Source organism: Weizmannia sp. FSL K6-3076 (assembly GCF_038007245.1).
Classification (GTDB): Bacteria; Bacillota; Bacilli; order Bacillales; family Bacillaceae_C; genus Weizmannia; species Weizmannia faecalis.
Window position 1 is genome coordinate 1,702,680 of sequence record NZ_JBBOWU010000001.1, and the last position, 21,195, is coordinate 1,723,874.

A 21,195-nucleotide genomic window follows, 5' to 3' on the forward strand; every position below is an offset into this window, starting at 1 on the left:
TAATTTTCCGGAAAAAAACCTATAATATGGCTGTATCAGGAGGTGACCGCAGATGGGATTATTTCGTTCCCTTTCTGCCTGGCAGTCCGCAAGACGTGAAAAATACATATCCACGATGCAGGAACAAAACAAATGTCCGGATTGCGGCGGGCGCGGTTTTATCATGCCGGCCGCATACGAATACGCTTATCCGTTTGACTGTTCCGGATGCAACGGAACGGGCTCCTTTCAGGAATGGCAGTCAAACCGGCAGTAGCCGCCACACTTCGGCGGCTTTTTGTTTTGTTAAAATAGTACGGGATTTTCCCCGCCTCAGCGTGACGGCAATATGCCGGCATGTTATGATGAAGTGAAGAGAAATTAAAAGAGGTGGGGATAAGATGTCCGAAAAGAAAGCCTGGCACATAAACGGTTTTCTCGGGATTTTAGCGATTGTCGTTTTCGCGCTTCTAGGTTTGTTTTTCCTTTTTGCCGTCAATTTTTTTGCCGGTATTGTCCTGCTTGCCATAAGCGTCCTGCTTGTCTCGGGAATTTGTGTCATCCAACCGAATCAGGCGCTGGTTGTCACTTTTTTCGGCCGCTATGTAGGCGCGATCCGGGAAAGCGGCTTTTACGTAACGATCCCGCTCAGTGTAAGGCGGCGCGTTTCGTTGCGGGTAAGGAATTTTAACAGCGCCAAATTAAAAGTGAATGACGTGGACGGAAATCCGATTGAAATTGCGGCAGTCATCGTGTTCCGTGTAGTGGATGCTGCAAAAGCCGTGTTTAATGTGGAGGACTACGAGGAATTTGTTGAGATTCAAAGCGAAACGGCGCTCCGCCATGTTGCCACAAAATACCCTTATGACAGCGCGGAGGAAGAAGGAATTTCACTGCGCGGAAACGGGGAGGAAGTCTCCAAACATTTAAAAGAGGAACTCCAGCCGCGCCTTGACGTTGCCGGCGTGGAAATTATGGAAGCGCGCCTCACGCACCTTGCCTACTCTACAGAAATTGCCAGCGTCATGCTGCAGCGCCAGCAAGCTTCCGCCATTCTTGCCGCCCGGAAAAAAATCGTGGAAGGGGCAGTCGGCATGCCCAGATGGCGATTGCGCAACTGGAAAAAGACGGCTTTGAACTGGACGAAGAGCGGAAAATGGTGATGATCAACAATCTGATGGTTTCGATTGTATCCGACCGGGCCGCACAGCCGGTCATCAATACCGGCGATTTAAATTAACCCGAAAAAAGCTGAACCGGATTCCGGTTCAGCTTTTTTCATGCTGTCAGGATGCCTGTGTCCCGACTTTTTTCACCTTTGCTTTTGCCGCTTGTTTATTCGGAAGGATATGGAAAAAAAGATTCAGCACAATCGCCGTCACACTGCCTGCGACAATCCCACTTTGCGTAAGGAGCTGGATATTCGATGGCAAACCTTTGAAAATATCCGGTACCACCGTGACGCCAAGGCCAATCCCGATTGAACAGGCAATGATAAACAAGTTTTCGTTATTGGCGAAATCGACTTTGCTTAGCATTTTGATGCCTGACGCAATGACCATCCCGAACATCGCAATCATCGCCCCGCCGAGTACGGAAGATGGAATAATCGTCGTTAGGGCGCCTAATTTCGGAATCAGCCCAAAAAGGAGCAAAAAGGAGCCGACAAGTACCATCACGTTTTTCGATTTCACGCCCGAAAGCTGGATGAGGCCGACGTTTTGAGAAAAAGCGGTGTACGGGAAAGCATTAAATAATCCGCCAAGCATGACGGCAAGACCTTCAGCCCGATAACCCCTCGCAAGGTCATCTTCATGGAGCGGCTGTTTGGTGATCCCGCTTAAAGCGAAGTAAACACCGGAAGACTCCACAAGACTGACGAGCGCCACAAGGATCATCGTGATACAAGCGCTCCACTCAAAAGTCGGCATGCCGAAATAAAACGGCTGCACGATATGCACCCATGAGGCTTCCGCAACCGGGGCAAAGCTGACCTTTCCGAACAATGCAGCCGCGACGGTGCCGATTGCCAGCCCGATTAAAATCGAGATCGAACGGATAAACCCTTTTGCAAACCGCTGCAAAAGGACAATAATGAGCAAAGTGCCGAATGAAAGAGCAATATTGGTCAGGGAGCCGAAATCTTTGCTTCCGTCTCCGCCCGCCATATCTTTCATGGCAACCGGAATAAGCGTCACGCCGATAATCGTGACAACCGACCCAGTTACAACTGGCGGGAAAAAGCGGGCCAGCTTGCTGAAAAATTTGCTGATCAAAATGACAAACAGCCCTGATACGAGAATGGCGCCGTACACAGCTGAAACGCCGTACTGCTTGCCGATTGCGATCATCGGCCCAACAGCGGTAAAGGTGCAGCCGAGCACAATCGGAAGCCCGATGCCGAAAAACCGGTTTTTCCAGATTTGCAGCAGTGTCGCAAGGCCTGACATGAAAATATCAACGGAAACAAGATACGTCAGCTGCCTGCTGTTCATCCCCAGGGAACTGCCGGTAATAATCGGCACAATGACAGCACCCGCATACATCGCCAAAACGTGCTGGATCGCCAGTACGGTCATTTTCGTTTTTTCCGGTTTCATTTGGCATGCGCCTCCTCTTGAAATGTGACCGTACCGTTTTCAAGCGACCGGATGGATGCGAGCGACTCCACGCGGATGCCCCGGTCGCGCAGCCTTTTTCCGCCCGGCTGGAATGCTTTTTCAATCACAATGCCGATGCCGCAAAGTTCAGCCCCCGCCTGGTCTATTATATCGATCAGCCCTTCTGCTGCCTGGCCGTTTGCGAGAAAATCATCGACGATAAGCACCCGGTCAGCTTGATTTAAAAAAGCGCGCGAAACGGAAATGATATGGTTTGTTTGTTTTGTAAATGAATGAACGGAAGCTTCATATACGTCCGCGTCCTGCGTGAACGGTTTTCTTTTCCGGGCAAAAACCATCGGAACGTTTAATTCAAGTGCTGTCATTAATGCGGGCGAAATACCAGAAGATTCGAGCGTCAAAATTTTGGTTACACCATCCTGCTTAAACAGCCCGGCAAATGTTTCCCCGATCTGTTTCATAAGGACAGGATCGACCTGATGATTTAAAAAAGCGTCCACTTTCAGCACCTCGTCCGAAAGCACGATGCCATCTTTTCTAATTTTTTCTTGTAAAGCTTTCAATGTTTTTCCTCCTCTTTGCCTTCGCTGCATTGATCTTGATTGAAACATGCGGCCTTCAGAAAAAAAGCCCAAAGGCCGCTGCACCCACAAAAAATGGAGTAAGCAACGCCTTTGAGCTTTTTCATGTGCAAAAAGGAAAAGGAACATCCACAACGTTCCCATTGCCCACCCATAGTCAGGCCGTTTACGGCAGCCTGGTAGAAACTTGCGGGCCATATTCCCGCGATTATATGAGTGAATGCGTTCAGTTTTTATAATAAAAGTATAAGGGTATCTTTCCGGCATGTAAAGACGAAATTTCCGAACGGCGGATTTTCCGTCTTTCTTTTTGTTCGCGTTTGGCAAAATGCAGGCAACATCCGCCGAAAATTTTACAGAAAAGTCGGCGGGCAACATGGATAGAAAAACCGGAATATCCACCGTTTTTTCCATCGTTACAATTGCCTGTGTTAGGCTACGCACACCGGATCTGCAGCATACGCAGGTTTCCGGTTTTCTTTCTGAAACCGGCGGCTGCCGCACTGTTTGTTAGCCGAAAGTTCTATCTTAATCTTTGATCCGGTATACATCGGTATATTTTTCGGTTAAGTAATCAATCAAGTATTTCGGGTTGAGCGCTTCACCAGTGGCATCGCGCAAAATATCGGCAGGTTTTTTCAATTTGCCGAACCGGTGAACATGCGCCGTGAGCCATTCTCGGACCGGCTCCAGATTGCCCGATTCCACAAGCTTGTCAAAATCTGGAAGCGATTTTAACATCGCATGTTTGAACTGGGCGGCGTACATCAGGCCGAGCGCATAAGACGGAAAATAGCCGAAATCCCCGCCGGCCCAATGCACATCCTGGAGGACGCCTTCCCCGTCATGTGCCGGCCGGATGCCAAGATAGTCCTCATATTTCGCATTCCAGATTTCCGGGAGGTCCCCGATTTCGATTTCATCATTGAGGAGCGCTTTTTCAATTTCATACCGCACCATAATATGAAGCGGATACGTCAGCATATCGGCTTCAATCCGGATCAGGGATGGTTTCGCCTCGTTCACTGCACGGTAAAATGCTTCAAGCGGCACGTCATCAAACTGCCCGGATGCAAACTGTTTCAAAAGCGGATAATTTTTCTTCCAGAACGGAAAAGAACGGCCGATGATGTTTTCAAAAAACAGGGATTGTGATTCGTGTATCCCCATTGACGCGCCTTCTGCAAGCGGCGTACCCGACAGATCTTTTGAAATATGCTGCTCATACAAAGCGTGCCCGCCTTCATGCATGACACCGAACACATCGACGCGCCAGTCGTTTTCATTATAACGTGTCGTAATCCGCACATCCCCCTGGTTGATGCCGGTTGCAAACGGATGCACCGTTTCATCCAGCCGTCCCGCCTCAAAGTCAAAGCCCATTTGCTTTAGAATTTCAAGCGTAAACGCTTTTTGCTTTTCTTTCGGGAACGGGTGAAAAAGAAATGCCGTATCCGGTTTTTCTTCCGACATACTGATTTTCTGGACAAGCGGCACAATCGCATCCTTCACTTGTTTGAACACACGGTCGAGCACATCGACCGTCATGCCCGGTTCATACAGATCGAGCAGGGGATTATACGGATGGCCTTCATACCCCCAGTAGCGGACAAATTTCTTTTTGAATGCCACGATTTGTTCGAGATAAGGCTTGAACAAGGAGAAGTCTGCTTTTTCCTTTGCTTCTTCCCAAACATTTTCCGCTTTCGAGACGAGCACCGTATAAGCCTGGTATTCGTCAGGCGGGATTTTTTTGCTGCGTTCGTATGTTTTCCGGCATTCTTCCAATGTACCGGCTGTCCGTTCCGGCAATTGCTGCTTGTGCGGCAAAAGCTTCTCCAAAAATTCGGCCATTTCTTTTGAAGTTTGCATGTCAAAGACTTCACCCGATAAAATGCCGATCACTTCCGCGCGCTGCCCGACGCCTTTTTTCGGCGCGCCGGTCCGCAAATCCCAGTATATGAGGGCGAGCGCTTCTTCATAAGCTTTGATTTTTTTGACATATGCCAAAAAGTCCTGCTCCAGTTTTTCAATCGACTCTGTTCCCATCATCATGCCTCCCGTCAAATCACTTGCACGTCCATCTTATCATGTTTCACGCGGCGCACAAACGATAACCATTCGGCTTGCTTAGTTTTCTGTTTTCCGCGGCAGGCGCGGTCCCCAAAACTGGTACAGATCGGTTTTGATCGACCCGTTATAAAGCTTTCTCTTTTTCGTCGCTTTTTTGCCGTATGCGCGTTCAAACTGTTCGTCCGACGTCAAAATATAAACTGACCACGTGTCAAGCTTGGCAAATGCCCGGCCCATCTCCCGGTACATGTTTTCCACTTCCGCCCGTTCACCAATTCTCTCACCGTACGGCGGATTGCCCACAATCGTGCCGTATGCTTCCTGCGCCGTAAAATCGGCCACTTGCATCTGTTTAAACGTGACGATGCCGCCAAGCCCTGCCTCATTGGCGTTTTGCTGTGCGATTTCAACCATCCCGGGGTCGATATCTGAACCGGCTATATCAAGCGGCTGGTCGTACTGGGCGAGATCTTCCGCTTCTTCGCGCGCTTTTTCAAAGACGGTCTCACTCATCCACGGCCATGTTTCACATAAAAAATCGCGGTTAAAACCCGGTGCAATATTTTGCCCGATGAGCGCAGCTTCGATCGGAATCGTGCCGGAGCCGGAAAACGGATCGCGAAACGGCCGGTCCGGGTGCCAGTTTGTCAGCCGGATCAGTGCAGCGGCAAGCGTTTCTTTGATCGGTGCCGGCCCTTGTGCCGCGCGATAGCCGCGTTTATGCAGCCCGGCCCCGCTTGTATCGATCGTAATCGTGGCCACGTCTTTTAATAACGCCACTTCTATTTTAAAAAGCGGGCCGTTTTCTTCAAACCAGCTCGTTCCTTTATAGCGGGACTTTAGCCGTTCAACGATTGCTTTTTTGACGATCCCCTGGCAGTCCGGGACACTGAATAGCTTTGACTTGACCGATTTTCCGGTGACGGGGAACTCGGCATCGCGCGGCAGAAAATCCTCCCAGGGAACCGCTTTTGTCCCTTCAAACAGTTCATCGAAAGTTTCCGCCTTAAATTCAGCGGCTTTGATTTTGACGCGGTCCGCGCACCTCAGCCAAAGATTGGCACGGGCAATCGCCGATTCATCCCCGGCAAATTCGATTTTCCCGTTTTCCACCGTACAGTCGTAGCCGAGTGCGCGCACTTCTTTTGCTACAAGCGCCTCGATCCCCATTGCGCTTGTCGCGATCAATTGAAAGTCAGACATTTTCCCACCATCTCTCGTCTAATATTTCTTATTGTATGGCATGCCGTACCAAATAACACGTTTTAAAAAATTATGTATAAAAAAGGCCGGGCGCCTGCTGTATATCAAAATACCGCAGCGCCGGCCCGATTCTTCCGATTCAGCCAGAATAACGTTCTGTAAGCCATGTTCTGTGCCTTTGTACTGCAAACGATGTGGCGTCATCTCGTACGAAGGCGGTAATCATCTATCTACAAGCAATACGCTTGTCTCTTTCCTCGTTCATTTCCTCAGAAAGAGTGCCTCTACCATGATTTGAGTTGCTCACTTGCGGGGTTTACCTCGTTCCACCTCTACGGTTTCCCGTAAAGCTTCGTCACTGTGGCACTTTCAAGGGTACTCCGCCATGCCGTTAAAGGTTTAGGCGTTTTCCCTGCCGTCAGCCTTGAATCAAGGCTGCCCTGGCTTATGAATTCGCCAGGCACAAACACTACGGGCATCTCAGCACCGTGCGAGCATGGACTTTCCTCAACAGCCGTTTTCAGGCTGCAGCGATTACCCGAACGTTATTCACAACGCTTATCTATTATATAAAAAGAAACCGGGACTTGCAAGCTGTAATTTTTAACGGATGTGTCAATTTCTTCCCCCTGCATTGCCATACCGGGTTCGGGCAAGCGATTGTCTGTTTTTTTTATGCCGCTTCCCCGTGCCCTTTTCTACAGAAAAATTTCACACATTTTTTAGCCGGCTATTCATTTAATTTGTTGCCGAAAACATGTTTTTCAAGATTGGACAGCCGTTTTAAAATATCGAAATTCGTTGTCCCGGTCATTTGCTGTACAGGCTGCCGTTTTGCTAGTTCTTCCGCCTGCTTTTTGAGCCGGAGGTTTTCCTGCTGGAGCTCCTCAATCGTCTGATTAAACGTTTCATAATCTTTTATGATCAGATCCAGAAATTTGTCTACTTCTTCCTGCCGGTAGCCTCTGACAGCCGTTTTAAACTCTTTTTCCAAAATGTCTTTCGCCGTCAATTTAATTTGATCCGATAACATGTTTGCACCACCTTACATCTCCCAGACATAATTTCATTTTTTCAAAAACCTTTTTATTTGTCAATTGTACCACAGCTTGCCTAAAAATCTGTCTGTTCTTCTTCTATTATTGCCTGTAAATCGTAAAAGTCAATGATGCGGATGTCATACGGGTGCGATTCGCTGAACTTTTTTGCAGCTTCGAACAAGTATTTCGGAGACCCTTCGCGTTCTTCGTCATACACAATCATCAGGCAGTCGCTTTTATGTAAGAAAATCCGGTTTTTATTGCGGAACTGCTGCGGGCTTTCGTACGGCCTTTTCGAGATGGCGGCAACAAAATCGGCCTGGGAAAGCACCATCTCGTAGTATGCTTTTTGTTCGTCTTTCCACTTTTCTTCCTGCCCTTCAAACGGCATTAACACAGCGAGTTTAAGTTCCGGGTATTCCGCTTGTAGATCAAAAACGGTTTCAGCAGCCCAAAGTTCGGTGCCCTGCTGCCCGGAAATGAGTACCCATTCGTACCCTTCATCGAGCAATTCCACTAACCGCCTTCTGATGGCCGTTTGAATATAGCGAATACCCGGGTGGTCCGTCCCGAATATCCCCAGTTCATACGGTTTATAACCTGTAATAGCGACAACTTTTCCCAATGCATTACGCTCCTCGTTTTTTGTTTTCCTAAAAGCAGGACGGCAAGGATTACCCTTGCCGTCCATTTGTCAGCAGCACTTCGGCCCGTGCGGTTTGACTGGATCAAAAAAGTTGCTGACCGTTCCCGGGTCGGTTTGATTGACGTACGATTCCGTGTGCGGGAAGTAGTTTTGCTGATGAAATACATGGTGATTCACATGGGTTGTATGCGTCGGGAAAACATGCGGCACGATGACATCCTGGACGGTGTGCGTAACGCAGCATTTTGTCGGATGCACAACAGCCGGCATGATCCGCGGCGGGCAATGGTGGTGAAACATGTTCCGATCTCCTTTCATCATCAGACGTCTTTTTTCTTACACTACTAACCTATGACTCGGAAAGGGAACATGTACTAAGGAAAAAACCCAATTTGCCGTTTTAATCCACAACTCCCTCTCCCACGTCGCCCGGTGCATCGTTTTTCGACCTCTTTAACAATTCATTTTGATCAAAAACCATTTTAACGGGACTTTTGGCGGACTGCAATAAAAATGGCGGAAATCGACAAAGGACGCGCATTTTTCTCTGATCCAAAAGAAACCGACAAATCCCAACAAGGGGCGTTTCAAAATCCCGAATTCCCCGTCGAATCATGCGCTTGCCCAGGAAATAGCGGTTAAAAACCGGTTCTTTTCCCGGACATTTCCTTGCTGAAAGAGGATCTCGCCGGGATTTGGGCTTTCCGGTACAACCGTAAAAGGCGTTTTTCCGTTTCCAAACAGCATTTTTTCCATTTCCCTGAACCGAACTTGCCGTACTTTTGATAAATTTCCAGTCCCTTTTCGGCATAGCGGACGGCTTGCAAAAGGTCTTTTTTCTTGTGTTCATACAGTTTGGAAAGCTCAATGCACGCTTCGGCTCTGATCGTATCCGGCGCATTTTCGGCTAATTCAGCCCAAAGCATTCCGGCTTTCCTGTATGCTTTTTGTTTTTTATACTGGAAGGCCAGACGGTGTTTGGCAGCCAGATCATTTTCGCCGGCGGCCGCTTCAAAACTTTTCACGGCGGCATCATCTTCGCCGATATATTCAAACCATTTCCCGATAAGCCGTTTTTCCTTTGCCGTCTGGTTTGGGTCGGTCTCAAGAATTTGAAACGTAAGGTGGGTATACAAAGAAATAAGCGATAAAATGTCCTCTTCGTTATGGCGGATGACGCCAAGCAGGCCTTCCGGATTTTTGCGCTCAACGAAATCAAAATAAATCATCGGCGCCAAATATCCCGGAATATCCTCCTCGCGTTCCACTCCCAGAATTTCACGCTCCACATTCGCTAATTTCACGGACCCAAGTTCATCTTTCCACAGCCTTTTTGCCGCGTGGTACAAGTCAAAATGGCCAAATTCAGGCAGACGCGGGACGTGGTCGCGGATAAGCGTATGGCGCGTCTTTACCTGGGGCCAGTCAAACGCCTTCCCGTTATATGTAACGAGCGCAGTGTAATCGATATTTTCCAGGAAACTGTAGTAAAGCGGCACTTCAAGCCCCGGTTCCAGAAGAATATGCTGTTTTAAAATGACATTTTCTTCGGTAAAGGAAGCATATCCGAGCAAAAAAATCGTGTTGCCCGCCCCTCCCCCGAGGCCGGTCGTTTCGGTATCGAAAAAAAACAAATCAAACGGGCTGTAGCCTTTGGCGGATAAAGGGTGCCGGACCGGTTTTTGCTGCCACAATTTGACGGCATCAAAATAGTCGCGAAAAGCATATTTGCCGTGCTTTGTTTCAAGCGGGTAACGGACTTCACGGATGAGGCAGTACTCGCCATCCAAATCATACAGCGAAGCGCCCGCCTTTTCCCACATTTCAAAGAAAGGAACAGAATCGGTCCGGGATGCTTCCACCCGTTCGGCAGGCTCAGGCTGGTCTCTCACGATATGGTTTTTCATCCGGTTTAATTTATCTTTTAATCCCGGCATGTTGCGCCCCTCCTTTGATCGCCCCGAGCCAGAAATCAAACAGCCGGACGGCGGCCTGCTTTGCGCCCGCGGCAGCCGTTTCTGCGCCCGTACAGGAAGGGCACCCGTCTTCGCAAGGGCAGTTTACAACCATCGCTCTTGCAGATTCCAAAATTTCCCTTGCCCCGCCATAGATTTTTTCGCTCAGGCCGATGCCGCCCGGATACCGGTCATACAAAAAGATTGTTGGCTTTTCGTCATGGATCGCTTTCACTTGGGGCACGGCCTGGATATCATGGGCGTCACACATGGCAAAAAGCGGCGCAATCGACTGGAGTGCGTGCGCAGCGCCGGTAAGCGCGCCTTCCAGCAAATGTTTTGGTACCGCGTCTTCCCCCATGGAAAACCAAACGGCATTCGTGTGCAGTTCCATTTCCGGAAGGTGGATCGGCCCCGAGCCAATGTTTTCATGCGTGTTAAATTTAATTTTTTTGAAAATCGTCGGCATCGCCCGGACCATCACATCCCCATAGCCGATAATGGCATCCTGCAAAACGGTCTCTCGGTCCTGTTCCAGCACTTTCAGCTCCACCGCCAGATTGGCATCCGTGTAATAATCAACAGCGACTTCACGGACAAAGGCTTTTTTCTCTTCCCAGTCCAGCTTTTCAACCTGATACTGCACCGCCTGATGCAAATAAATCGCTTCTTCATGGAGCAATGTCATCGCGCTGAACTGGTCCATTTCACCGATCACGCGCACATCCGGCGCATGGGTCATATCGATAATGACGACATTTTCCTGCGACGCGGAACGAAGGCTGATATTGTGGGCCGGAAAAGCATCATTCATCCAGTACCAGGCATCCCCGCGCCGGTGGAGAATCCGTTCATCCGCTAAAAACTCGAGCACGTCCTCGATTTCAACGCCGCCAAACGTTTCCCCTTTTTTAAACGGTAGTTCGTATGCAGCGCATTTGACATGGTCGACTAAAATGACAAGATTATCAGGGTTGATGCGCGCTGTCTCCGGGGACCGGTTGAAAAAGAAGCCCGGATTGCGGATGATGTACTGGTCAAGCGGGCTTGAGCCGGCAACAAGGATGACAAGTGATTCCCCCTGCCTTCTTCCTGCGCGCCCGGCCTGCTGCCAGGCGCTCGCAATTGTGCCCGGATAGCCGGTCATAATACAGACCTGGAGCTGGCCGATATCGACACCGAGCTCGAGGGCGTTCGTGCTGACAATCCCGTATATGTCCCCATTTCTTAATCCCTGCTCGATTTTCCGCCGCTCCGTTGGAAGATATCCTCCCCTGTAGCCCATGATCGACTTTTCCCCGAGTTCATCTTTTACGAGTTCCTGCAAGTATTTTAAGATGATTTCGACGCGCACACGACTTCTTGCAAAAACAATCGTCTGGATTTTGTTTTTCAAAAGTTCCCCTGCAATTTTCCGGACTTCAAGCGTGGCGCTTCTCCGGATGTTCAACGGCTTATTCACAAGCGGCGGGTTGTAAAAAAGAAAATGCTTCGTTCCACTTGGCGCGCCGTTTTGGTCAATCAGTTCCATTTTTTTGCCGGTTAGCTTTTCCGCCAGCTCTTTCGGGTTTTGGATCGTCGCGGACGTGCAAATAAAAACCGGATCGCTCCCGTAATAACGGCAAATCCGCTTTAATCTGCGCAACACATTGGCGACATGGCTGCCGAACACACCGCGGTATATATGCAGTTCGTCGATCACCACAAATCTTAGATTTTCAAAAAACGACACCCATTTTGTATGGTGGGGCAAAATGGCGGAATGCAGCATATCCGGATTGGTAATGACGATATGGCCGGCTTTGCGAACGCGCTGCCGGATATTTGAAGGCGTGTCCCCGTCATATGTATAACTGTTTACCGGCACGCCGGCTTCTTCAATGATTTCGTTTATTTCACTTTTCTGGTCCTGCGCGAGCGCTTTTGTCGGAAACATATAGAGCGCGCGTGCATCTGGGTTTTGAAGGATGGTCTCGAGCACAGGCAGATTATAACAAAGCGTTTTGCCTGATGCAGTCGGGGTAACGGCCGTAAAATCTTTTCCTGCCATGGCAAGCTGATATGCCTCTGCCTGGTGGGTATACAATGACGAAATTCCTCTTTTTTCGAGTGCCGAAAGCACAGCCGGTGTGATGCTGCCAGGAAAAGGCACCGTTACAGCCGGCTTTCCTTCAATCGTATGCCAATGGACAATCCGTTCCTGGAAAGAACGGTCCATCTGCAACTGCTCCAATATTTCCTGCAAATTCTTTTTTCTGAACATCTTTCCTCACCCCGCTATCTATTATATCGAATAGACGTTCGTTTTAAAAGCATTCTTTCACATTTTCCGCTTGGTTTTCATATTATACAGCGAAAGAGTGCTGTGCAACCATTCATTTTCTTTATCATCAATAAGAAAGGAGCCTGCCGATGTCCAATTTATCCGGCCCGGATGAAAAGCATCCTTTTTACGGGCTGATGCAAGCGATGGACCAATTTTTTCAGGAAAAACCGGTCAAACATTTTTTTGAGAATCTCGATGAATTTTTTTCTTTTGATACGATCCCGGTCCGCCTTGAAGAAAAAGATGAAGCTTATGTACTGACAGCCAAACTGCCCGGGTATGAAAAAGGCCAGATTGAGATTGAAGTTTATGATCAATATCTCACCATTAGCGCCAGGCATGAGGAAGCCGTTTCAAGTTTGGATGAAACGAAAAAAGCTTACGAAAAGAAAAGCGCATTCCGCCGGATAAGCCGGACGGTGCCCCTGCCGCCACTGGTGGACGGGGATCAGATTCAGGCAAAATTTGAAAACGGGCTGCTTGTGATTTTGATGCCGAAAGGAAAGAAAAAAAGCTGAGGATTGAATAAGAGGCCGGGAGCGTCCCGGTTTTTTCCGTTTTTTGTCCCTTTTTTAAGCAAAACGGCCCGGAAGCCTATTTTGTAAACAGGCCCCCGAGCCCTTTGACCATCGATGATACTTGATTAATCGCATTGATCATCTGTCCGGCAGTATTGACCATTTTATTAAAATCAATGGAGCCATCCTGGGATTTGAAGGAATTCAAAAAAGATCCCCCCATTTGCGGCGGCTTTGGCGGAACAGGCTGATGCGGGTACGGATGGCCGAACCCTGCCGCACCGTGCTGGGTGTTTGGCTTTTCAGCTGCCTCGAGCGGGTTTCCGAACAAATGCATGGCAGCTTCTTCCCCGGCATGCTGGCCGCTTTGTCCGTGCATATGCCAGGCCTGACCGTACCCGCCCGGATGCTGGCCGTACGGATACGGCGCTGGGGGGTATCCATAAACATGCGGGGAATGCTGCCCGGGATATGGAAATTGCGGGTAATACGGACCGGCCCCCGGCATTACAGGATACCGTCCTATGTTTCTTGTGCGCCGGCTGCTGTAAGGATCTTGAAAAACGCGCATTGCCATCGCCTCCTGCCTGCTTCACCAATAATGTATGTGGCATCTGGCAATTGGTGATGTGTCCATATCCTTTACGATTTCTCCAATGCTTCCTGCAAGCATTGGAGAATATATTTCACCGACTGAAAATGGTCGAGCATCATTTTGCGGCTCGATGACGGGTAAAAAGCACGCACCGCAACCATTTGCAAATTTTCGGCCGTATGTTCAAGCTGGGACGGAAAAAGATGCGCCGGCCTCCGGGCTTCCACCCATGCTTTTGCGGCCGGGAGCCACCTGTCAATGGCATCCTGCAACGTATCGCAAAAAGGCTTGACTTCGCTGAAAAAATCCTTTTCCACCCCTGTTTCCTTTACTTCCTGGTACAGGTCGTAAAGCTCAAGCGTGTACGCAATCAGCTGCTCGTTTAACGCTTGTAATTGCCCTTCTTCCATTTCTGTTCACCCTTCTAACCGGATATTCTCCCTTCGCCGGGTTTTTTTACGGGAGACTTCTTTCATTTTAGGAAGTTTTTTTGTTTTCATCAATCCGCAAGCTTTCCGCCCTGTATGTTTTTCTGAATGCTTCCGCCCTTTTTTCCAAATGATCCAGCTTCATTTCTGCTTTTTTCAAATGGTACCACTGCTTTATCGACTGCTTTCTTGCTTCCTTCTCCGCCTTATGCCGGATCTCTGTCCCAATATTTTCGAGTGCCTCTTCCATTTTTTCCAGCCCGTTTAAAAATGCGGCTTTCGGTATCATTTGTTTTCCCCCTTGAATTTCATCATGCCTATTCATTCTCTGCCAGGCGGCCCGGTCCCTTCATGCCTGACAAAACTAGAAGCAATTCGGCAAAGAAAACGGGTTTCTTCATTTTGCGTTTTCTTTCGACAGCGTGCCTCCATTTTGGGCGCATTTTTCCCGGCTGCGCCAACTTTCGTGCCGGCATGTATGCAAAAGGCGGAACTGCAAACAATAAATATGCCGGAAAATCCGGTGACACCAATTTCAGGAGGTGGGTTTCCATGAAAACGAATGACAACAAAGCACAACAACAGAAAAAAGCACGGGAACAGAAAGGGTCTTTGGCAAAAGGAGATAAGAAGCTGAACGGCCCTGACCGCCCTTCCACCTAATGAAAGCAAAAAGCAAGGAAATGTTTCCTTGCTTTTTGTTTTGCCTGTTTTTAGCGAAAAAAACCGGGCAGGCCGGTTCCTTGTCCCCCGCCGGCGCAAAAGGGGCCGAAAGACTGTTTTTTTTATTACATATTCTTTGTCTGTTCTGCTATGATATAATTTAGCTTATGAGGTGAGGGAACATGGAATTGCGTTATCCAAACGGAAAAAAGTATAAAGGGAAAAAAAACAAAGCCGGACGGAAAAATGCGAACCAAATTTTATACGGCAACCGTGGGATGACACTGGAAGAGGATCTGAATGAAACCAATGCTTATTATTTGCAGGAAGGCATTGCCGTTATCCATAAAAAACCGACCCCGATCCAGATTGTCCAGGTCGATTATCAGTCACGGAGCACAGCCGTCATTAAAGAAGCCTATTTTAAACAGCCGTCCACAACCGATTACAACGGGGTGATGAACGGTAAATATATAGACTTTGAAGCAAAGGAAACGCAAAACCATACTTCTTTTCCGCTTCATAACTTCCATGAGCATCAAATCAGCCATATGAAACAGGTGGTGGCGCAAGGCGGAATTTGCTTTGTCATTCTCCGTTTTGCGAAAGAAGAAGAAATTTTTTTGCTGGAATCCCGCCATTTATTTTTTTATTGGGATAGAATGCTTGCCGGAGGGAGAAAATCGATAAAAAAAGAAGAAATTGAAGAAAACGGGCACCCTATACCGGTTGGATACCGGCCGAGAATTGATTACATCGCCGTTTTAAAACAATTGTATGCTTTATAGTTGTTGCCCGGCCGAATGATTGACGGATCCGGCAACAATATGTTTTGAATCTAAATCGGCTTTTTCAGATTTAGAAGAAAGGAATGCTGAGCATGGCAGAAAAATACCAATCCCGCGAAGAACGCCGGAAACAAATGCAGGCAAATCAACATAAAAAGAAAAGGAAAAAACCGAAAAACAAATTTTTAACATTTATAAAGCGGCTCATTCTTGTCTGCTTTCTTGTCGGGCTGGCCGGAGTCATTGCGGGAATCAGCACTTTTGCGTATTACGCAAGCAGCTCCCCGAAACTGACGAAGAAGCAGTTATCCGACCCGATTCCATCGGTGATTAAGGATAAAAGCAACAAAACAGTCGCAACGCTCGGGGCACAGAACCGGAAATATATTGATTATGAAGAGCTTCCAAAACAGATGGAAAACGCGATTCTTTCGACAGAAGATGCACGGTTCTATCAGCACCACGGGATCGACCCGATTCGGCTTGGGGGTGCGGTGGTCGCAAACTTTACCAAAGGGTTCGGATCCGAGGGGGCGAGCACCCTCACCCAGCAGGTCGTTTCCATGGCGTTAAATAATAAAAACGAAAAAACATTAAAGCGGAAGGCCCAGGAAGCGTGGCTGGCGATCCAGCTTGAGCGGAAATATACAAAGCATGAAATCCTTGAAATGTATGTCAATAAAGTCTATATGTCAGACGGTGTCTTCGGCTTTGAGACAGCCGCTGAACATTATTATGGCAAATCTTTAAGCAAATTATCACTGCCGGAAATTGCCGTACTGGCCGGCATGCCACAAAGCCCGAATAATTATAATCCGTTTGACCATCCGGATCTGACGAAGAAAAGAAGGGACATTGTCCTTTCGATGATGTACAAAAACAATAAAATTACAAAGGCAGAAATGGAAAAAGCGCAGGCCACCCCGGTTTCGGCCGGACTGGTCAAAGAAAAAGAGCGGAATACAAACGCGAACAAATATCCTGCCTTTGTCAATGAAGTCATTAAGGAAGTGCAGAAACTCGGGAACTATAATGTGTATGCCGATGGTTTAACCATTTATACAACCCTGGATTCTTCCGCACAGCAATATACGGAAAAAATCTTAAACACCAATTCGATCATCAATTATCCGGATAAAAAAATGCAGGCCGGCATTGCCCTGATCGATACGAAAACAGGCGAAATCCGTGCGCTCGGCGGCGGGCGCAATATGAAACTTGACCGTGGCTTCAACTATGCCGTTGATACGAAGCGTTCGCCGGGATCAACGATCAAACCGATTCTTGACTACGGGCCGGCGATTGAGTACTTGCACTGGTCAACCGGGCACCAATTGAACGATGTGGCAACCACTTATTCGGACGGAACGCCGATTAATGACTGGGATAACCGGTTCCTTGGCAAGATGAGCATGCGCAAGGCACTGTATTTATCACGGAATATTCCTGCCTATGAAACGTATAAAGAAGTCGGCAAGGAAAGGGCCATCCGTTTTGCAAAAAAACTCGGCCTTGATTTAAACAGCAAAGAAATCGTTGAATCTTCATCCATCGGCGGAGGGGTGCAAGTTTCACCGCTGCAGATGGCTTCCGCTTACGCCGCATTCGGCAATGAAGGCATATACAACAAGCCGCATGCCATCCGGAAAATTGTCCTGCGTGACGGGGTCACGGAAATCAAACCGCATGTCCAGTCCAAAATCGCCATGAGTGATTTTACGGCTTATATGATTACGGACGTGCTGAAAGATGTGCTGACAAAAGGCACCGGGACAACCGCCCATATTCCAGGATTGCCTGCCGCCGGTAAAACGGGCACAACGAATTTTGATAAAGATGAGCTGGCAAAATACGGGATTTTGAGTTCTTCTGTGCGGGATTCCTGGTTTGCGGGCTACACGACAAGATATTCGTTAGCTGTATGGACCGGATACGAAAGCGAGAAAGGCAAAAAATATGGCGTCACAAGGCCGTATCAAACGGTCGCGCAGCAAATTTACCGCCACTTGATGCGCTATGTATCGGAAGGCAAAGAAACGCCTGACTTTACGATGCCGAAAAGTGTCGTCAGAATGGGAAGCGAATTGTATATCCGCGGCCATATCGATACAGCGATTGATAAAAAATCCGTTACCCAGGATGCGCCGGCAAATGTTCACGCAGCGTATGATGCAAACAGCAAAAAAATTACGGTTACCTGGGATTATGAAGGATCAGGTGCAACCTTTAACGTCTCCGGCACAATAAACGGCAGCGCGGCGTCATTCGGTTCGACTTCAGGAAAATCGATCACCGTTGCCAATCCGAAAGCGGGCGCAACGTATGTCTTCAATGTCACCGCCACGGTAAATGGCGTGAAAAGCAAAGCGGCATCCGCCAGTGTAACGGTTCCGGGGGATAGCACGGACACGAAGGCGGATGATAACCAAAACAAGCAACCGGAAGACAATGCCCAAAAACAACCGGATGCAAACAATTCAAATACGAATAGCAATACCGGCACTGACACCAATCAGTCCGGCGAAAACAAAGACAACACCGGCTCAGACAAGGGAACAAACAGCGGCAATTCAAACGGCACCGGCTCGGAAAACAGCGGAAACGGCAACAGCAACAAAGATAACAACAACGGTCCAGGAAACAGTTCAGGCACTGGCCCTTCAAGCGGAAATGACAGACCGGCAAACAATGGAGCAGGCACTCATGGCAAGGGAAACAGCGGTTCAAACGGAAACCAAGGGACCAATACGAACGGCGGGAACAGTTCCAATAAAGGCGAAAACAGTTCGGGCAACACGTCCGCAAATAACAATACCGGTTCTAAATAAAAAAGCACGTGATTGATGACTTCCTGTGCTCCCGCCGGTTCGCACCAAAAAAGCATGGAGAATCAGTTCTCCATGCTTTTTGTATTGTTATTTCTTGTTCTCTTTCTGCTTCATCCGTTTCTTCCCTTCCCTGCACAGGTCAAGAAGCGGGCAGATTTCACATTGCGGGCGCTGGGCCTTACAATGGTAGCGGCCGAAGAAGATCATCCGGTGGTGCGTGATCGACCATTCTTCTTTCGGCACTTTTTTCATTAAGGTTTGTTCCACTTCCAATACACTGTCTTTGTAGCGGCAAAAACCGAGCCGTTTGCTTACTCTCTCCACATGGGTATCGACAGCAATGGCCGGAATGCCAAAAGCAACCGACAGGACAACGTTTGCCGTTTTTCTGCCGACGCCGGGCAGTTTCATTAGTTCTTCACGTGTTTGCGGCACTTCCCGCCCGTATTCCTCGATGAGCATCCGACAAAGTTTTTGGATGTTTTTTGCTTTGTTGCGGTATAGGCCGATCGACCGGATGTCCTGCTGCAGTTCTTCAAGCGGCACGGCAATATAATCATCCGGCGTTTTATACTTTTGAAACAGATTTTTTGTCACTTTATTGACGAGCGCATCGGTGCACTGGGCGGATAATGTTACCGCGATCAGCAGCTCAAAAGGATTTGAATGATTCAATTCACAGCGGGCATCCGGAAACATTTCCCCCATTGTCTCAAGGCAATGCCGGATTTGTTTTTTTGTCAGCATTTCTCAAACTCCTGTAACTAGTTTACATAAAATTATTATTGTCACCTTTATTGTTCGAGCCAGTTATAAAACGGCACCGGATTGGTCGTTTTCGGTTTTTCTGTTTGCGGTTTTGACGATTTACGGAAATTCCTTCCATATTCACGTGCTTCATCCACCGTCCGGATTCCGTTCTTTTTCCATTCAAACAAAATGCGGTCTATGTAGCGGAAATTCAGTTTGCCGGAGATGACGGCTTCGCGCAGGGCGGCTTTGATCAGATCAGGGGATTGCCCGTCCTGGTCAATCCACATCGCCAATGTTTCGCATTCGAGCGGCGACAGCGGCCTGCCAAACTCCTGTTCAAACGTGGTGTATAAATCGGTTTCTTCGTTTACGCTTTTTTCAAGCTCGTCCTGTTTTTTCTCATAGATAAATTCATCGGCGAGTTTCGCCCACAGCGGCATGATCGAATATTTTTCATACAGGATGCCACCTTCCCCTTCCCCTTCTTCAATGGACAAAAACTGATGCTGGATTAGACGCCGCAAAATCGAAACGCACATACTTTCCGGAATGGTAAGCCTGCCTGCCAGATCTTCAGGCGTCGGAAACGCATTTCCCTCTTTTAAAAAAGAATAAACTTGCAGCAAAAGCACAAGTTCCGTTTCATTCAGGCCAAGCTGTTTGTATTTTTTCAATAAGAGCTGGGGGACGGTCAATATCCCTTCTTCCCACCAGGCAAGCAAAAGATCTTTATCCATGTTGGACACCTCAATGTAAGTATAGCAGTTTAAAAACGGCAAGGGAATTGAAAAAAACATCTGAAAAGAAAAACGGCTGCACACCGTCAATGCAGCCGTTTTTTCAATTACGGATAGATCCGGTTTAAAAGCCTCGGGAACGGAATCGTTTCGCGCACATGCTCAACGCCCGAAATCCAGGCAACCGTCCGCTCAAGGCCCAGCCCGAAGCCGGAATGCGGAACAGAACCGTATTTTCGTAAATCAAGATACCATTTGTAAGCTTCTTCCGACAGATTGAAATCCTTGATCCGTTTCAGCAACAAATCATAGTCATTGATCCGCTCGCTGCCGCCGATGATTTCCCCGTACCCTTCCGGCGCAATCAAATCGGCGCACAGCACGACTTCCGGGCGCTTAGCATCCGGCTGCATGTAAAACGGTTTGATTGCAGCCGGATAATGCGTAATGAACACCGGCTTGTCGAAACTTTCGGCAATCGCGGTTTCATGCGGCGCACCAAAATCTTCGCCCCACTTGATATCCTCAAATCCTTTTTCATGGAGCAATTCAATTGCATCATCATACGTAATCCGCGGAAACGGCGCCGACACTTGTTCAAGCTTTGAAGTATCGCGGCCAAGCCGGTGCAGGTCGAGTTTGCAGTTTTCCAAAACGGACCGGACGATATAAGAGACATACTGTTCCTGTACTTTCAGGCTGTCTTCATGTTCATAAAAAGCCATTTCCGGCTCGATCATCCAAAACTCGATCAAATGGCGGCGCGTTTTCGATTTTTCGGCGCGGAACGTCGGGCCGAAAGAAAATACTTTCCCGAATGCCATTGCTGCCGCTTCCATGTAAAGCTGCCCACTTTGTGATAGATAGGCCTCTTCGTCAAAGTACTTCGTATGGAACAGCTCGGTCGTTCCTTCCGGCGCACTGCCGGTTAAAATCGGCGGGTCGATTTTCGTAAACCCGTGCGTATTGAAAAACTCATACGTCGCCCGGATGATCTCGTTCCGGATTTTCATGACGGCGTGCTGGCGGCGGGAACGGAGCCATAGATGCCTGTGGTCCATTAAAAATTCGGTCCCGTGCGCTTTTGGTGTGATCGGGTAATCTACGGCTTCATGAATGATCTCTATGCCGGTCACCTGGAGCTCGTAGCCGAACGGGGAGCGGGCATCTTCCCGGACTGTCCCGGTAACGTAAAAAGAAGTTTCCTGGCTCATCGATTTCGCCGTTTGAAAGACCTCTTCCCCGGCTTCGTTTTTTACGACAACCCCCTGGATAAAGCCTGTCCCGTCACGCAGCTCGAGAAAAGCAATTTTGCCGCTTGAACGTTTGTTGTTCAGCCAGACCCCGATCGTCACTTCCTCCCCGATATGCTGGTGTACTTCTGAAATGGTGATTTTCACGGTATTTCCCTCCAAAACAATTTCCGGCTTGTCTCCCATATGTACCGAAATCCATTATACT

The 21,195-nt window shown here is 48.4% G+C and carries 20 protein-coding genes, 1 other RNA gene, 1 pseudogene and 1 riboswitch; of the genes and pseudogenes, 6 read left to right on the forward strand and 16 right to left on the reverse strand.

The annotated features are described in order from the left end of the window. Window positions 1–52: 52 nt before the first annotated feature. Together NSS95_RS07905 and NSS95_RS07910 are read left to right on the forward strand one after the other, a co-directional pair. Window positions 53–256, forward strand: coding sequence for a hypothetical protein (locus tag NSS95_RS07905; RefSeq protein WP_014098209.1), 204 nt, complete (start codon window positions 53–55; stop codon window positions 254–256). A 124-nt stretch (window positions 257–380) separates the two neighbouring features. Beyond that, window positions 381–1,219: pseudogene (locus NSS95_RS07910) on the forward strand (SPFH domain-containing protein). Window positions 1,220–1,265: 46 nt separating this feature from the next. Here NSS95_RS07910 and NSS95_RS07915 read toward each other — a convergent pair. The 10 genes from NSS95_RS07915 to NSS95_RS07960 form a co-directional block, all read right to left on the reverse strand. Beyond that, the gene (locus NSS95_RS07915; RefSeq protein ID WP_014098207.1) at window positions 1,266–2,579 is read right to left on the reverse strand and encodes a nucleobase:cation symporter-2 family protein; all 1,314 of its coding nucleotides are present in this window, start codon (window positions 2,577–2,579) and stop codon (window positions 1,266–1,268) included. Continuing rightward, window positions 2,576–3,163 (reverse strand): xanthine phosphoribosyltransferase, encoded by a 588-nt coding sequence (locus NSS95_RS07920; protein WP_014098206.1) that lies wholly within the window; start codon window positions 3,161–3,163, stop codon window positions 2,576–2,578. Before NSS95_RS07920 ends, NSS95_RS07915 begins: the two co-directional genes overlap by 4 nt. 152 nt (window positions 3,164–3,315) lie before the next feature. Then, a riboswitch (purine riboswitch) is annotated at window positions 3,316–3,417 on the reverse strand. Window positions 3,418–3,709: 292 nt separating this feature from the next. Further along, window positions 3,710–5,230, reverse strand: a complete 1,521-nt coding sequence (locus tag NSS95_RS07925) for a carboxypeptidase M32 (protein ID WP_014098205.1) — start codon at window positions 5,228–5,230, stop codon at window positions 3,710–3,712. A gap of 81 nt (window positions 5,231–5,311) precedes the next feature. Then, window positions 5,312–6,457: a THUMP domain-containing class I SAM-dependent RNA methyltransferase gene (locus tag NSS95_RS07930; RefSeq protein ID WP_014098204.1), complete on the reverse strand. Its 1,146-nt coding sequence runs from the start codon at window positions 6,455–6,457 to the stop codon at window positions 5,312–5,314. A 154-nt stretch (window positions 6,458–6,611) separates the two neighbouring features. Beyond that, an RNA gene (gene rnpB / locus NSS95_RS07935) (RNase P RNA component class B) lies at window positions 6,612–7,003 on the reverse strand. 184 nt (window positions 7,004–7,187) lie between these two features. Then, complete coding sequence (gpsB, locus tag NSS95_RS07940) at window positions 7,188–7,490, reverse strand: cell division regulator GpsB (RefSeq protein ID WP_013859462.1); 303 nt, start codon at window positions 7,488–7,490, stop codon at window positions 7,188–7,190. An 80-nt stretch (window positions 7,491–7,570) separates the two neighbouring features. After that, window positions 7,571–8,122, reverse strand: a complete 552-nt coding sequence (locus NSS95_RS07945; protein WP_014098203.1) for a DUF1273 domain-containing protein — start codon at window positions 8,120–8,122, stop codon at window positions 7,571–7,573. A gap of 69 nt (window positions 8,123–8,191) precedes the next feature. Continuing rightward, on the reverse strand, window positions 8,192–8,443 hold the full coding sequence (locus tag NSS95_RS07950; RefSeq protein WP_014098202.1) for a CotD family spore coat protein: 252 nt from the start codon (window positions 8,441–8,443) through the stop codon (window positions 8,192–8,194). 338 nt (window positions 8,444–8,781) lie between these two features. After that, window positions 8,782–10,080, reverse strand: a complete 1,299-nt coding sequence (locus tag NSS95_RS07955) for a ribonuclease H-like domain-containing protein (RefSeq protein WP_017550448.1) — start codon at window positions 10,078–10,080, stop codon at window positions 8,782–8,784. Then, the gene (locus NSS95_RS07960) at window positions 10,061–12,361 is read right to left on the reverse strand and encodes a DEAD/DEAH box helicase (protein WP_017550449.1); all 2,301 of its coding nucleotides are present in this window, start codon (window positions 12,359–12,361) and stop codon (window positions 10,061–10,063) included. The genes NSS95_RS07955 and NSS95_RS07960 overlap by 20 nt, the downstream gene beginning before the upstream one ends. Before the next feature lie 149 nt (window positions 12,362–12,510). Between NSS95_RS07960 and NSS95_RS07965 the strand changes: the two genes are divergently transcribed. Next, window positions 12,511–12,942, forward strand: a complete 432-nt coding sequence (locus NSS95_RS07965) for an Hsp20/alpha crystallin family protein (protein WP_326241871.1) — start codon at window positions 12,511–12,513, stop codon at window positions 12,940–12,942. A gap of 76 nt (window positions 12,943–13,018) precedes the next feature. Here the strand turns inward: NSS95_RS07965 and NSS95_RS07970 are convergent, their stop codons facing one another. From NSS95_RS07970 to NSS95_RS07980, 3 genes are all read right to left on the reverse strand, one after another. Further along, a complete protein-coding gene (locus NSS95_RS07970; RefSeq protein ID WP_014098198.1) occupies window positions 13,019–13,513 on the reverse strand; it encodes a YppG family protein in 495 nt (164 codons plus the stop codon). Between the two features lie 71 nt (window positions 13,514–13,584). After that, on the reverse strand, window positions 13,585–13,947 hold the full coding sequence (locus NSS95_RS07975) for a YppE family protein (RefSeq protein WP_014098197.1): 363 nt from the start codon (window positions 13,945–13,947) through the stop codon (window positions 13,585–13,587). A 67-nt stretch (window positions 13,948–14,014) separates the two neighbouring features. Continuing rightward, a complete protein-coding gene (locus tag NSS95_RS07980; protein WP_014098196.1) occupies window positions 14,015–14,254 on the reverse strand; it encodes a hypothetical protein in 240 nt (79 codons plus the stop codon). A 263-nt stretch (window positions 14,255–14,517) separates the two neighbouring features. On the opposite strand from NSS95_RS07980, the gene NSS95_RS07985 reads away from it, so the two are divergent. From NSS95_RS07985 to NSS95_RS07995, 3 genes are all read left to right on the forward strand, one after another. Further along, window positions 14,518–14,628 carry a hypothetical protein gene (locus tag NSS95_RS07985; protein WP_014098195.1) on the forward strand — a complete coding sequence of 37 codons (111 nt, stop codon included), beginning with the start codon at window positions 14,518–14,520 and terminating at the stop codon, window positions 14,626–14,628. Window positions 14,629–14,810: 182 nt separating this feature from the next. Further along, window positions 14,811–15,416, forward strand: coding sequence for a Holliday junction resolvase RecU (gene recU, locus NSS95_RS07990; RefSeq protein WP_014098194.1), 606 nt, complete (start codon window positions 14,811–14,813; stop codon window positions 15,414–15,416). A 92-nt stretch (window positions 15,417–15,508) separates the two neighbouring features. Then, entirely contained in the window at window positions 15,509–18,244 is a 2,736-nt protein-coding gene (locus NSS95_RS07995) for a PBP1A family penicillin-binding protein (RefSeq protein ID WP_328229152.1), read from the forward strand. A gap of 87 nt (window positions 18,245–18,331) precedes the next feature. Here the strand turns inward: NSS95_RS07995 and nth are convergent, their stop codons facing one another. The 3 genes from nth to asnS all read right to left on the reverse strand — a co-directional run bounded on the left by nth (window position 18,332) and on the right by asnS (window position 21,134). Next, entirely contained in the window at window positions 18,332–18,991 is a 660-nt protein-coding gene (gene nth, locus NSS95_RS08000; protein WP_014098191.1) for an endonuclease III, read from the reverse strand. A 47-nt stretch (window positions 18,992–19,038) separates the two neighbouring features. Further along, entirely contained in the window at window positions 19,039–19,734 is a 696-nt protein-coding gene (locus NSS95_RS08005; protein ID WP_014098190.1) for a DnaD domain-containing protein, read from the reverse strand. A 107-nt stretch (window positions 19,735–19,841) separates the two neighbouring features. After that, a complete protein-coding gene (gene asnS / locus NSS95_RS08010; RefSeq protein ID WP_035184709.1) occupies window positions 19,842–21,134 on the reverse strand; it encodes an asparagine--tRNA ligase in 1,293 nt (430 codons plus the stop codon). Between the last annotated feature and the right edge of the window lie 61 nt (window positions 21,135–21,195).

Coding starts and splice junctions, on each gene's coding strand:
- NSS95_RS07955 (WP_017550448.1), bottom strand. CDS start 10,080: ATGCCGGGATTAAAAGATAAATTAAACCGGATGAAAAACCATATCGTG.
- NSS95_RS07905 (WP_014098209.1), top strand. CDS start 53: ATGGGATTATTTCGTTCCCTTTCTGCCTGGCAGTCCGCAAGACGTGAA.
- NSS95_RS07915 (WP_014098207.1), bottom strand. CDS start 2,579: ATGAAACCGGAAAAAACGAAAATGACCGTACTGGCGATCCAGCACGTT.
- nth (WP_014098191.1), bottom strand. CDS start 18,991: ATGCTGACAAAAAAACAAATCCGGCATTGCCTTGAGACAATGGGGGAA.
- NSS95_RS07960 (WP_017550449.1), bottom strand. CDS start 12,361: ATGTTCAGAAAAAAGAATTTGCAGGAAATATTGGAGCAGTTGCAGATG.
- NSS95_RS07995 (WP_328229152.1), top strand. CDS start 15,509: ATGGCAGAAAAATACCAATCCCGCGAAGAACGCCGGAAACAAATGCAG.
- NSS95_RS08005 (WP_014098190.1), bottom strand. CDS start 19,734: ATGGATAAAGATCTTTTGCTTGCCTGGTGGGAAGAAGGGATATTGACC.
- NSS95_RS07985 (WP_014098195.1), top strand. CDS start 14,518: ATGAAAACGAATGACAACAAAGCACAACAACAGAAAAAAGCACGGGAA.
- gpsB (WP_013859462.1), bottom strand. CDS start 7,490: ATGTTATCGGATCAAATTAAATTGACGGCGAAAGACATTTTGGAAAAA.
- NSS95_RS07930 (WP_014098204.1), bottom strand. CDS start 6,457: ATGTCTGACTTTCAATTGATCGCGACAAGCGCAATGGGGATCGAGGCG.
- NSS95_RS07950 (WP_014098202.1), bottom strand. CDS start 8,443: ATGTTTCACCACCATTGCCCGCCGCGGATCATGCCGGCTGTTGTGCAT.
- NSS95_RS07980 (WP_014098196.1), bottom strand. CDS start 14,254: ATGATACCGAAAGCCGCATTTTTAAACGGGCTGGAAAAAATGGAAGAG.
- NSS95_RS07970 (WP_014098198.1), bottom strand. CDS start 13,513: ATGCGCGTTTTTCAAGATCCTTACAGCAGCCGGCGCACAAGAAACATA.
- recU (WP_014098194.1), top strand. CDS start 14,811: ATGGAATTGCGTTATCCAAACGGAAAAAAGTATAAAGGGAAAAAAAAC.
- NSS95_RS07965 (WP_326241871.1), top strand. CDS start 12,511: ATGTCCAATTTATCCGGCCCGGATGAAAAGCATCCTTTTTACGGGCTG.
- NSS95_RS07975 (WP_014098197.1), bottom strand. CDS start 13,947: ATGGAAGAAGGGCAATTACAAGCGTTAAACGAGCAGCTGATTGCGTAC.
- NSS95_RS07925 (WP_014098205.1), bottom strand. CDS start 5,230: ATGGGAACAGAGTCGATTGAAAAACTGGAGCAGGACTTTTTGGCATAT.